The sequence below is a fragment of the Novosphingobium aureum genome (assembly GCF_015865035.1).
Lineage (GTDB): Bacteria > Pseudomonadota > Alphaproteobacteria > Sphingomonadales > Sphingomonadaceae > Novosphingobium > Novosphingobium aureum.
In genome coordinates this window covers 53,502-66,075 of sequence record NZ_JADZGI010000002.1, presented here as the reverse complement: position 1 = coordinate 66,075, position 12,574 = coordinate 53,502, and the positions used below count along the sequence as shown (strand labels likewise).

Genomic DNA, 12,574 nt, shown 5'->3' with positions numbered 1-12,574 from the left:
TTCTCCACAAGGGGAGCGCGTATGGGTCATTTCAGATTTCGCATCCTCGATGGCGCCGGCCTGATCAGCGGCGCACAGCGCCAGCCATTGCGCGTTTGGAGCACACGGGCGTGGCCAGCCACGCGCTGGCGTTCTGCACCCAGGCATTGCGATGTCACGATCCGGTTCCGGCGATGAAGAAAAAGGCCCGCGAAAACGCCACGATCGTTGCAGTCGGTTATAATCGGGTCGGCCCACTCGCACGCCTGCTCGCGCACTTGCGCGCCGCATATTATGCCGGTGGTACGCGCCTCGTCATCAGTCTCGATCATTCGGGCGAGAGCAGCCCCGCCGAACTGGCCGAAGCATTCGAATGGCCACACGGCGAAAAGCGCGTCATCCGGCACGAGCGACGCCTCGGCCTGCGCGAACATATCCTGACCTGCGGCGACCTGACCCGCGAGTATGGTGCGATCGTGTTGTTCGAGGACGACATCGTGCCCAGCCCGCATTTCTGTGCTTATGTCGATGCGGCTCTAGTACGCTACGAGAATGACGATCGCATCGCCGGCATCGGGCTCTACTCCTACCGCATCAACGAATTCAACAACCTCGATTTCGAACCGCTCGACGATGGTCGAGACGGCTATTTCCTGCAGGTGGCCGCGTCCTGGGGGCAGGCCTGGAACGAGCGGCAATGGTCGGCCTTTCGCCGCTGGTATGCCTGCCATCGTGGCGAAGCCTTCCGTGTTTCGGACGGAATTCCCCGACAACTCGAATCCTGGCGGGATAACTCGTGGAAACGCCACTACATTCGCTATCTCGTCGCAACCGGGCGCTATTTTGCCTATCCACGCGCCTCGCTCAGTACGAACATGGCGACGCCGGGCACCAACACGCGGCGGCCGGTCAGCATCTACCAGGTTCCGCTGGACTGGCAGGCACGGGACTGGGACCTGCCTTCGCTCGATGACTCGCTGGCGCGCTACGACGTGTTCTACGAGCCCGAGGCAGCTTGCCTGACCGCGTACAATCCTGCGCTTGGCCAGCCGGATTTCGATGTCGATCTCATGGGGATCAAGCCGCGCGAAATCTTGCGCCGGCGTCGGCTGCTTTCGGCGCGGGTCTGCAGACATGGGTTGGGATTTTCGCTGCTCGGCCAAGGACCTCCCGCAAGTGCGATCGTCCAGGGACGTGCGGGCGGGTTCTTCCATCTCTCGCAGCGTGAGGATTTCGGCCGCATGTCGTTGCTGCGGCGGCTCGCACTTGCGCGAGCCTGCCAAGCCGGGGCTCCGCTCAATACCCTGATGTTCCAGGCTCTCAAGCCGCTGCAAACGGAGCTGACGATCGCGCGGCGCAGGCATGGCGCCAAGAGCGATCTGCGCCTCGCCAGAGCGTGAACCGCAAGCGGGCATCCAGACATTAGGGAACTCCATTGGGAGCAGACCATGAGGCAGATGGACAAGGTGCAGATATCGACGGCTACTTTGCGCACCGGTATGCTGCGCGCGTCCTTGGAGAGGATCGCGCAGGGCGAGCGTCCCGTGCTCCTGCTCGCCCCGGATGCGCGGATTTCTGCCGATATCGACGCATTTCTGCACGCTGTCCTTGCGAATACTCCAGACCAGGGCTCGCACTGCGATACCGACTGCATGAGCAGCAGCAATGCAGGGCGCAATGGCGGTACCTCGGTACAGGCCCCCGGGCCAGGGCCAGAAGCGGCCTTCGTTGCTGGCACCTGCCTCAGCCTGCCGCGCTTCATGCCCTTTGCCGGGCGGGTTCCGTTCGTGCCGATCGAGGATGGCAGCAGTGTGCTGTGGCTGCGCTGCGTGCCGCAGGTCGCCGCGATGTTCACGCCGTTACAGGCCCGGCGCATCGTTGCGGCATGGCCGGGCACGAGCACGAGTGACGCAGGTTTTCTGGATGCTCTTCGCCAGCTCGACGGCTACCTGGTCTCTCCACGCCAGGCGCTGGCCCACGACGGTGGCAGGAGCGCTGCACTGAGCCGCGCGCTGGGGGTCGGAGCCCGTGACTGGCGGATAGGCAGTCTCGCTCGGGCGCTGGCCATCTATGACCATGATCTCGAGATCGCGCCGCAGGCGCTGCGCCGGTTTGGGACCTTGCCCGCTGCGCCATTCGCCGTGGACTTGTGGGAGCGGGGGCGGGCGTTGCCGGATGGCGTGGACACGGGCACCGCGCTGCTTCTCTCTTCGCGAGGATGTCGGCGTCCGCTGCTGCAATTCGCACTCGATTTCGTCCCCCCCGAGGCGAACATGATGCAGCCGGATGCGGGGGAAGGAGCAGGCTTCTTTTCGCTTGGCCGTGCTGAAGACTTCGCGCCTCCCAACGCCGCCCGGCGCGCGACACTGGTGCGTCACGCGACCCGCTACAACGATCTCGGCGCCTACTTGTCACAGCTCCTGGGGCCGCTCGGTCGCTTTTTGAGAAGGGGCCAGCATGATCAACAACCAGAGACTTTTGCCGCGCGTGACCATGATCTGGACACGCTCGCTGGATCGCGGGCCGATGGCCGGGCGATTGCGGGTTGCCAGGGCCGTGCGTGAAGCGGTCCGGTCGCGGGCAATAACCAGTGAACATGTCATGTGCGACGGCAATGGCAGGCGAGGGCTCGGCTGGGCCATGGCAGTGCTGGCCAATGGCCTGCGCGACCTGCCGCGCTATGGGCTCTTGCCGCTGCAATGCTGGATATACGGCAGTGAGGCCGAAGTGCGCGCACTGATCGCACGGATCGACCCGGATTGCGACGTGATCTACCTCGATGGCGTGCGCTTGCTGCGTCTTCTTGAAGGCTTGCGCAGACGCTTCCCGGACAAGTGGATCGTGGTCGATCTGGATGATCTCATGTCGCGTCGGATGCGCGCCTTGCTGGCCTTGCGCGAACCGCTGGTGCCGGGATACCTCGGCGCGCGGCTGCCCGCGCCGCTCAGGCGGTTGGCGGGGGGAATTGCCGGACGTCTCGTTGCGCGCTTCGAGGCGCTGACCCTGCCGCGGGCCGAGGCGCGCATTTGCGAACTTGCGGACGCCGTCGTGCTGCTCTCACCCAGCGATCTGGCGGAACTGCCCGCAGGCGGACGCGCGCGCCGAGTGGCGATCACACCGACAGTGTCACACCGGCCCCATGCCAGCGCACGGCTGAAGCCAGGGCCCATCCGCTGCATTTTTATCGGCAGTGATGCCCTGACCCAGAACCGCCTGACCATCGATTTCCTGCTTGATGTCTGGCGCCGGTTCGAACTGCCGCTGGACCTCGTCCTCTTCGGCCAGCAAGAAAGGCTCCTTTCGCTGCCGCCGCGCGTTCGGCTGGAGGGCTATGTCGAGTCTCTCGATGAGGTCTACGATGGCCGTAGTGTCCTGATCACACCTTCCTTTCTGCGTGGGGGGATCAAGACCAAGGTCCTCGAGGCCATGTCTTACGGAACCCCAGTGATTGGCAATTCGACCAGTTTCGAGGGGGTTCCCATCTCTGGTTACCCCTTGCAGGTCGAGGGGGAGGAAGCGCTGGTATCGCTGCTTCGCGACCTGGGGAGCAAGCGCGCTGTACTGGAGGCCGCGGCGCGCATCGGGCTCGACCATGTGCGTGAGCATCATGGCGCACAGAGGTTCGCTCGGGACTGGAGCAATGTCCTGTGTCTTCCGGCCGAAAAATCGTGATCTCTGGTCGCATGACCTCACCAGCCGGCAAAATCAGGCTCCATCTCCTGAAAGCAATGGCTGGCATTTGTTTGCTGGTGCCATTGGGCGCGGTGCCACAGACAACGCCAGCGGGTGCCAGGCTCGATCGCTCGCAGCTCAAGCTGACATTCCGTGAGGAATTCGACAGCCCACCGAGCTTTCATGATCGCACGATCGCTCCAGAAGGCCGCTGGAAAACCAATTTTGCCTTTGGAAGTCAGGACCGCAAGCAGCGGCGCTACTGGGAAACGCGCACGCTGGTGCCCAACAACGAGCTTCAGTACTATGCCGATCCCTGGCGTGACGCCCATGCTTTCGAGTGGCGAGATGGCATGCTGACCATCGCCGCGAGGCCGGCCTCGGCCGGTGAACCGGCACTGGACCACGGCCTGGCCTATGTTTCGGGCCTTATCACCAGCGAGAAGTCTTTCCTGCAGCGATATGGCTACTTCGAAGCGCGGGTGCGTATGCCGGTGGGCAAGGGACTGTGGCCTGCGTTCTGGCTCTTGCCGCGCTTTCGCGTTCATAAAGATCCAAAGTTGCCGCAACCGCCTGCCGAGATCGACGTGTTCGAGAACATCGGTAAGCGCGAGGAACTCCATCCAACGCTGCATTACGGAACGCGGCAGGACAAACGTCACGCTTCGGTGGCCGTGACGGTGGCGCCGGTCGATGCCTTCCACGTCTATGGGGTACTGGTCAGCGCGCGTGACATCGTCTGGTACATTGACGAGCACGAGGTGCATCGCGAGCCCAATCACGATTTTCATCATCCGGCCTACATGCTGCTCAACCTCGCTGTCGGCGGGGACTGGCCAGGCGCACCGGATGGCACGACCCCGTTTCCTGCAAACATGACGATTGACTGGGTGCGCGCTCATGCGTTGGCACCGGGTCCGCTACCAGCTGCCGAGGAAAGCATGACGGCTGCGATTCAGCCATCACCGGATGGCCGGGAATGAGCCTTCGTGTCGATCAGGCTTGTCATGTTGGTGCGCAACGGCAACGAGAAGTGTCGCCTGCCTTTGACACGCAGTGCGGCAATCGTCTGGCCAGCCTTGGTAGCCGTGCCAGCAGAACGGGTGCTGTGCGCCTCTGTTCAAACGACGAGCGCGCGCCGGCGCAGAACCGCATTAAGCGCATAGACGGTCCTTTCGCTCGCGACGGCATCGCTGCGCCGCACCGCCTTGCCTGGGTCGGCCCGGCGCTGGGCTGCCTGATGAGCGCACACGTCATGGCAGACCTGCTGCGCCCTCCTTTCGTGCCGGTGCACCAGGGGTCGGCCGTGATGAGCCACGAAAACGCGCTGATCGTCTCGGTCATACACTTGCTGGTCATCCTGCTTGTCCCTGGGCCGGTGATCTGGGCCTGCATGTTCGATCGCCTCGATCTGCGTCGCTCGTCGCGATTTCTCGGCCTTGCCGCAATCCTGTTGCTGGTGGCGGCGGCAGGCCTGTTCCAGGTCTCCGGGGTTACCGCGATCGCCTATCTGTGCCTTCTGGCGATTACCTGTGCTGCTGCGGCCTTCTTCGCGGCCACCGACTACGGGGGGAGCGAAGGGCTTCGCGCGATGCTCGCATGGACAGCGATTGGCTGCGCCGGTGCCTTGCTCGTCGCGATAGCGCTCAACGAATACGATAACGGCAGGTTGTCGTCGCGTGGGGGACCAACGCACTGGGGCATGGTGGCGATGGTCGGCTTCAGTCTTTCTGCGGCTCTGCGGTCGGTGCGGGTGCGGGCCGCAGTGATGGCCATTGCGCTGGTGACCTTGCTGCTCACTTCTGCGCGCGGGGCCTTGCTCTGCACGCTGGTCAGCGCGGCGATAATGATCGTGATAACGATCGAGCGCAAGCATTCGCACCGGCGGTGGAAATACTATCTGGTTATGGCTGGATTTGGATTACTTGGGATTGTCGCCCTACCGGTTCTCGCCGGGCCGATCCTGCACCTTGACGACCCGAGCCGTGGGTTCGGCTCGGGAGCGACAGGACGGGTTGCCGCCTGGAAGCAGGCCTGGCACCTGTTCGAGGCGAACCCGTTTCTCGGTGTCGGTTACCGCCAGCATGAGCAGTACATCACTGTGGCCAGTTCGGCGCACCAAGCCTACCTGATCGTGCTGAGCGAGATGGGGGCCTTGGGCTTGCTGGTCTATCTCGTGTTGTTGGTCGGCGGCCTCATGCACATGATGCGCAGGGCTCTGGCCGGGGAGGACGCGTTAAGCCTTGCGGGCACGGCCTACCTCGCCAGTTACATGGTGATCGGCCTGACCGAACCTTACGCGCTGGCTACCGGACTTATCGCGCCGGTCCTCATGATCGTCGTGACCGCTCAAGCCTGGCGCACCTATCCGGGCGCTGCGTCTGGTTTGACGGGCCAGAAGAGCCTGTAGGCGTAGCGGCGGTGAACGGTGTGACCCAATTCGCAGGAACTGGGGGCTGTCTCGGTTCAGGCGCAGGTGCAGGCAATGATCCCGTGCGGAGGGAAAGCAGGACAGCCGATGAAGGAGCAAGGGAAATGCCGTTGGACAAGGACCTCGACAGGATGTCTCCGATCGCACTCGGCTGCGCCCGGATCGGCTCGTTCAACAATCCTCGACCGCTTGTCGAGAGCCGGCGGCTGATCGTCGGGGCGCTCGACCTAGGCGTGACCACGATCGATACCTCCGACATCTACGGGCAGGGCGATAGCGAAATACAGATCGGCAAGGCTCTGGCGGGACGTCGTGATCAGGCTTTCATCGTCACCAAAACCGGGCGCCGGTTCTCCGCTCGCATGCGTCTGCTGCGTCCTCTCAAGCCATTCGTACGTCCCTTGCTGGCAGCGAGAGGGCGCCGTACGGGCAAGGCCACGGCAGGCAACCGGGTTACACGCCATCGCGAGAGCGAACTGACGATGGACTGGACGCCTGCAGCAATGGTGCAGGGTCTTGAAGCGTCATTGCGGCGGTTGCGCAGCGATTACGTCGACGGTTTTCTCCTGCATAGCCCGGATGCCGGCGTCGCAGCCGATCCCGAGGTGGCACGAAGCCTTTGTGGACTTCGGCAACAGGGCAAGGTGCGCCATTTTGGGGTCTCATGCGATGATCGTGAAAACTTCGAGGCTGCGCTGACAATGCCTGGAATTTCGCTCGTGCAGTTGCCTTGGGACGTGGTTTTCGGGTTCGACAATGCTATGATCGAACTGCTTCGAAGCCGCGGCATCGCGGTGATGGCGCGTGAGATCATTCGCCTGCAGCCAGCTCTTTCGCCGGCTCAAGCCGTGCTCGCGGCAAGCGCGCACCCGGCGGTGCGATCGACGTTGGTCGGAACCACCCGGCTCGACCATCTCGAAAGTCTCGTGTCCGCGCTCGCGCGGGTACCGGGTTCGCAGGTGCCTGCATGATCATCGATGCCAGGGACCCCGGCGTGCCCGAGCGCATGGAAGCGGATATTGCGATCGTCGGTGCGGGTGCTGCGGGGATCGTGCTCGCGCTGGTGCTGGCAGCGACCGGGCGCAAGGTCGTGCTAATCGAGGCCGGAGGCGAAAAGTTCTCCAAGGCGAGCCAGGAATTCTACCGTGCCCAGCAAGTCGAACCCGTGAGCCACGGACCAGTGGACATGTTCCGCCGGCGTGTTCTTGGTGGTTCCACTTCGGTCTGGGGCGGGCGCTGTATCCCTTTCGATCCGATCGATTTCGAGGACCGCGACTGGATTGCGCATGGGCGCTGGCCGATCCGCTATGAAGACGTTGCTCGCCACTACCCCGCCGCGCTGCAATGGCTCGATGCCGGGCCAGCCCAGTTCGATGCGGGCGCTGCACTTCCGGGCGAGCCAGCAGACATGGTGCCTGCACCGCCCTCGGATGACGTCGTACTCAATCGCATCGAACGTTTCAGTCACCCGTTGCATCTTGGCAGCTGGTATCGTGATCGTCTCGAGGAAAGCGCGAACCTGACCGTCCTGATCGAAGCCCCCGTGCGCCGGATCCTCGCGCGTGATGAAGGTCGGGTGATCGCCGGGGTCCAGATCGCGCGACAAGGGCGCACTGGAACTGCGAGCGATATCATGATCGGGGCGGACCGCGTGATCGTAAGCGCGGGCGGGCTCGAAACGGTGCGCCTGCTGCTTTCGTCGGATCAGGACAAGGCCTGTGGTCTGGGTAACGAGAGGGGGCTGGTAGGGCGTTTCTACCAGTGTCATCTCGAAGGAGAGATCGGGCAGATCCAATTCACCGCTCCCGCCCGGCAAATCCGACAGGATTACGAGGTGGCGCCAAATGGCACTTACTGTCGCCGATATATCTGGCTCTCGCCCGAAGCGCAGCGTCGCAAGCGGCTGGCCGGACTGGTGCTCAGGCCCAGTCACCCCAACATAGTCGATCCTGCGCACGAGAACCCTGTGCTGTCGGCGATGTATCTCGCCAAGAACTGGATCGTGCCCGAATATGCGCGCAAGCTGACTTCGCTGGAGGACTGCAAGCGCCTTGAACTGTCACGCAATCCCTTGACCTTCTGGGGCGCCCACGTCCGCAACATGGCGCTGGGCGCGCCGCGTCTTGCGGCATTCACAGCACATTTCGTCCGCCATCGCACGCTGGCCCAGCGTAAGCTTCCCTCGGTCGTGCTGCGCGATCCACGCGAGATCTACCCACTCGACATCAATGCCGAGCAGGAACCGAACCGTGACAGTCGAGTGTTCCTTGGCGACCAGTGCGACGCCTTCGGAATGAGAAGGCTGGTCGTCGACTGGAGAACGACCAGTGATGATCACCAGCGCCTGGTCGAAGGGCTCAAGACCCTTGCAGCGGCATTCGCACAATCCGATGCCGCCCGGCTGCATTTCGAGGAAGATGATTTTGCCTTGGCACGCGAGAGCCGCATTCCGGTGGGCGGCCATCACATTGGAACGGCCCGCATGGCTTCGAACCCGGCTGAAGGCGTGTGCGATGCCAATTGCGCGGTCTTCGGAACGCAAGGGCTCTATCTTGCCGGAGCTGCCACGTTCAGCACTTCGGGTTTCGCCAATCCCACGCTGACCCTTGTCGCGCTGGCCCTGCGCCTTGCCGAGCACCTGGCCGAGCCGGTTTGAGCCGTTGGCTGAAGAGACGCCGGTGGATCGGCCAAGAGTATCCGATCGAGCCGTTTCATCCCACTCAGATTCCGTCGGATTAAACGGCGCCATCAGCGTCTCCTTTTAGAGAAACACTGAACCAAAACGTAACCCTCACGTGAATCTAATCTATGGGTTTGTGATTCAGGGGGCTGACTCCCAGCAAGGCGGATAAGAGGGGCACTGCGCTTGTTCGAGCGCGGATTCGGAGTGCCTGCTGTCAGCTATTGACGCTTTGGTCGGACCGCCCGCTGCGGTTGCGAGGCTGGGCATCGCTTGCGGCGCGTACGCTGTTAGCTGGCATCCAGGTCGTAAAAGCGCGGTCTGACGCATAGGCCAACGCTACCCCGCGCGCGACGCCTGCCAGGGCGATCAGTGAGCTCGAAATCATTGAAAGCCCGGGAATGGATAAGAACGCACCAGCCACGAGCAGGATGGCCACACTGGCGGCGCCTGCAGCTGCAATTGCCGGGGTTGTGAAGAGGGCAAAAAGGGCGAGGAGGCAGGATGCGGCGCCGAGGGCGAAGTAGGGTAGCATCCATTTCATCCAGCGGTGCGAGATATAGGCATAGACCAAGAGCCCGGGCAATTGCCGCAATTGCGGCCACAACGCCCGGTGCACCCGGATGGCCTGGCACGCAATCCTGACCTTGCGCTGATATTCTTCTTTGGCGTTGGTCGATCCGCGTTCCTCGACCACGAGCCCGTCTGCGCGCATGACACGCTTGCCATCGATCAGGACACGCAAGGTCACGTAAAGATCGTCGATCAAGTCGTCAGGCGGTGCGTGGTAGAGCGAACGCCTGATGAGGAAGCTGGCGCCATCGACCCCCATGATAAAGCCGCATGCGCTCTCTATGCCTTTGACGAATTCCTCGATCGACCAGTAGATCGCCCCGGCCAGCGCCGTCGCACCCTCGTCACGGTTGACGTAGCGCAGCTTTGCAGTGCTGCAGCCGCAATGGGGGTCGGCGAAGGGACGCGCGAGCTTCAATAGAGCATCGTTGTCCATGGTCACGTTGGCATCGGTGAACATGACGAGATCGCTTGTGCTGCGTTCGAGCAATACCTTCATGCCATGCGTTTTGCCCAAGCGCTCGTTGGAAATGACGATGTCGACACGATCACGGAACTGTTCGAGCAGGAGTGCGGTCTTGTCGTCACTGCCGTCCGAATAGACGTGGATCGAGGCCGGGCCGTAGGTTTCGGCCACGAGCAGCAGGCTTTCGAGCTTGTCGACAATTACCGCTGCTTCGTTGAAGGCGCATAGGCAGATCGCGACTTTCGGCCGAAGCTCCCGGGTAAGGTCGATCGGCGCGGCTTGGCATTTATCCTCCTGCGCGTGCCGTAAACCGGCGAGGATCCGCAGGGAGAGCGGATATGTCACGAAGGGATGCATCGCCAGTAGGACGAAGGTAGCAAGGCCCAGCGACAAGCCAAGTGTCATCGGAAGCTCCCATGTCATCTTGAGTGTCCTGCCTGCACGAGAGACCTTGCTGGTTTCGGGGCGATGCTTGTTGCTCAGGATTGTTACGGCCTTGGCTGTCGCAACCAAAGTCGATTGACCTCCGGATCGGTGCAGGTTTCACCGCTCGAGCCTCACGCAGCGCCTAGGCTGTGACCGTAGGCCGGCGTGCCGCCAAAGCGGAACGCTCGTCGCGGGAGATCCAGGTATGCAAGGCACCACTCGCAGGAAGACAGGCAAAGCGAGGGCGCGCGCTGCAAGAGGCCGCCCCCGCGCGAGGCCTGGGCAAGGCTGCCAAGCTGGAGCGGGAGGGCGTTTCGGAGGGCTCTTGAGCCCTGTACTGAGTGGCGCCGTCGCATTTGGTTGCGTCGCCATGCTGCAGTTCGGCGGGGGAAATGACTATTTGTCCGCAATCCTGGCGGCCCTCGTGTCCATGGCGGCCGGCATCGTCGCTCTTGTGTCGACTAGGTCGGCGGAGTCTTGGCTGGTCGCCGCCCGGCCGACCCTGGCCACATGTCTGGCGATGCTGCTCCTGCTGGTTTGTTGGCATGTCTTGCGCGTCGATCGGCAGTTCGACACGACTGCGTTCAAACTCGAAGTATCCCTCCGCATCGGATTAATTTCGGTGTTCACTACGGGCATGGTCCTCGCGCGAAACCGTCGGGCGATGGAGGTCCTGTGCATGTGCCTGGTCGTGATGGGCGCGCTATGGGTGGGCGCGGAGCTCGTGGCCTGGATGGTCGAGATCGACAGGCTGCCGCAAGCTTCGCCAGGACGGTCTGAAAAGCCGATGCGTTTCGTCGGAACACTGGGCAATCCGAATGTAATGGGTTGCGTTCTGGCTATCTTCCTCGCAATGACCCTGGCCGAATTGCTTGCCTTGGCAGGCTCACGGACTGAGGCACGGTTCCGAGCGCGCGAATGGGTGATCGGGGCCGGACTCATCGTGTCCTTGCAGATATTCCTTGCCGGGCTGCTGGTGTCCCAGTCACGAATGGCCATGGTGAGCGGAGCGGTCGCGGCGGTGGGGCTGTGTGTGTGGCGGCGGCAAGACATCGCCCACTTTCCAACGAGATATCGGCACGCTGCGCTTGTGCTGGGTGCTGTGAACCTGGTGCCGGGGCTGGCGCTGTGGTTCGCTATAGGCGATCGCCTTGTTCCGCGTCTGGCACGCTTGAGCGATGACCTGTCGGGTCGCATTGAACTGCTTGAATATGGCTTGCATCTCAGCTTCCAGAGGCCGCTTTTTGGGAGCGGCCCCGGAACATTTCGGCAGGTCAACGAGGCAGAACTTACCTCGCAGATAGCCGACCACTACTGGAATCTTGGTGCTGCGCACAATCTTGTGATTGGAGCCGCGATTGAGGAGGGATGGATCTATGTGGCGCTCGCAGTGTTCGCCTGTGGTTGCTACATGCGCCTCTTGATCCAACGGTCACGGGTCCAGAGTTTTACCGCGCGTGAAGGCGGGATGCTGGCGGCCGGTCTTGTCGGCATCTCTTGCGCCATGTTCGATATTGCGCTTGATTTCTATGCGGTCGCGGCGCTGGAGGCACTGCTGCTCGGGGTAATGGCGGGACGTGCTTCGCAGGCGGTTTCACATCACCGTGCAGGTCATCGTGCCTTGCGGGGGAGTGGCTACTGAGCGGGCTGATCGATCAGGGACAAGGGCTGTTCAAGGCCAATTGTCATCTTCGCGGGCGGCAAGGCGCCGCCATTCCGCCCGGGCAATCGAAGTGCGACAGGAAGGTACAACGCCGTCCCGGCAAGCTCACGTATGACGGCAGTGCGGTCGTTGCCTCCCAGGCGAGCGATCCACATGGCTTCGTCATAGACTGACTGGCGCAGTATCGCGGACAAGGCGTGCCAATGCCGCGCACCGTAGCTGACCCGCCAAAGCGAGACATCGCGCTGGATCGCGGCGAGCCGGTAGCTGCGCTCAAGCGCGGCAATGGCATGGTACCTATTGCGTTTCTGCGCAGCGAAAGTCGCGGTCATCGCTTGCTGGGTGGCAGCCACAGGCGAAAGCGGAACCAGGCTTGCAAAGCGATCCGCACTTGCTTGGGCGAGCGCGAGATGGTGGCGGCGCGCAGTTACTTCGTCAAGCTTGCGAGACAGGCGCAAGTGCAGGATCGTGCAGGAGGAGAGCAGCCTGGGCAGTGCGCTTTCGTGACATGTCCGCGCGGTTTCGGTTCGCGCGGCATGGGGGACAAGGCCGGGAAACGCTGCTTGCGCCAGTGCTCGGCTAGCCTGTCTAATCGCCAGTTCGTCTCGCATTGCCGAGGTGCCGAGCACTAGCCCGGCACCGAGCAAGGCCAGCAAGGCAATGCGCAGGATCGCCTTGGAAGGT

Annotated in this window: 10 protein-coding genes; 8 read left to right on the top strand and 2 right to left on the bottom strand. The window is 62.7% G+C overall.

Annotation, left to right across the window (positions count from 1 at the left end; translation table 11 throughout):
- The first annotated feature begins 173 nt into the window (after nt 1-173).
- From I5E68_RS13530 to I5E68_RS13500, 7 genes are all read left to right on the top strand, one after another.
- A complete protein-coding gene (locus I5E68_RS13530) occupies nt 174-1,379 on the top strand; it encodes a hypothetical protein (protein ID WP_228727193.1) in 1,206 nt (401 codons plus the stop codon).
- 48 nt (nt 1,380-1,427) lie between these two features.
- Entirely contained in the window at nt 1,428-2,543 is a 1,116-nt protein-coding gene (locus tag I5E68_RS13525) for a hypothetical protein (RefSeq protein WP_197164956.1), read from the top strand.
- Complete coding sequence (locus I5E68_RS13520; RefSeq protein ID WP_197164954.1) at nt 2,437-3,651, top strand: glycosyltransferase family 4 protein; 1,215 nt, start codon at nt 2,437-2,439, stop codon at nt 3,649-3,651. Before I5E68_RS13525 ends, I5E68_RS13520 begins: the two co-directional genes overlap by 107 nt.
- A gap of 11 nt (nt 3,652-3,662) precedes the next feature.
- Complete coding sequence (locus tag I5E68_RS13515) at nt 3,663-4,634, top strand: glycoside hydrolase family 16 protein (protein WP_197164952.1); 972 nt, start codon at nt 3,663-3,665, stop codon at nt 4,632-4,634.
- Entirely contained in the window at nt 4,631-6,061 is a 1,431-nt protein-coding gene (locus I5E68_RS13510) for an O-antigen ligase family protein (RefSeq protein WP_197164950.1), read from the top strand. Before I5E68_RS13515 ends, I5E68_RS13510 begins: the two co-directional genes overlap by 4 nt.
- A 131-nt stretch (nt 6,062-6,192) precedes the next feature.
- Complete coding sequence (locus I5E68_RS13505; RefSeq protein ID WP_197164948.1) at nt 6,193-7,053, top strand: aldo/keto reductase; 861 nt, start codon at nt 6,193-6,195, stop codon at nt 7,051-7,053.
- Nucleotides 7,050-8,738 carry an FAD-dependent oxidoreductase gene (locus I5E68_RS13500; RefSeq protein WP_197164946.1) on the top strand — a complete coding sequence of 563 codons (1,689 nt, stop codon included), beginning with the start codon at nt 7,050-7,052 and terminating at the stop codon, nt 8,736-8,738. The genes I5E68_RS13505 and I5E68_RS13500 overlap by 4 nt, the downstream gene beginning before the upstream one ends.
- 241 nt (nt 8,739-8,979) lie before the next feature.
- Here the strand turns inward: I5E68_RS13500 and I5E68_RS13495 are convergent, their stop codons facing one another.
- Nucleotides 8,980-10,224 (bottom strand): glycosyltransferase, encoded by a 1,245-nt coding sequence (locus I5E68_RS13495; protein WP_197164944.1) that lies wholly within the window; start codon nt 10,222-10,224, stop codon nt 8,980-8,982.
- Between the two features lie 373 nt (nt 10,225-10,597).
- Between I5E68_RS13495 and I5E68_RS13490 the strand changes: the two genes are divergently transcribed.
- The gene (locus I5E68_RS13490) at nt 10,598-11,869 is read left to right on the top strand and encodes an O-antigen ligase family protein (RefSeq protein ID WP_197164942.1); all 1,272 of its coding nucleotides are present in this window, start codon (nt 10,598-10,600) and stop codon (nt 11,867-11,869) included.
- On the opposite strand, the gene I5E68_RS13485 is transcribed toward I5E68_RS13490, so the two are convergent.
- Complete coding sequence (locus I5E68_RS13485) at nt 11,863-12,501, bottom strand: hypothetical protein (RefSeq protein WP_228727192.1); 639 nt, start codon at nt 12,499-12,501, stop codon at nt 11,863-11,865. The genes I5E68_RS13490 and I5E68_RS13485 overlap by 7 nt on opposite strands.
- Nucleotides 12,502-12,574: the final 73 nt, after the last annotated feature.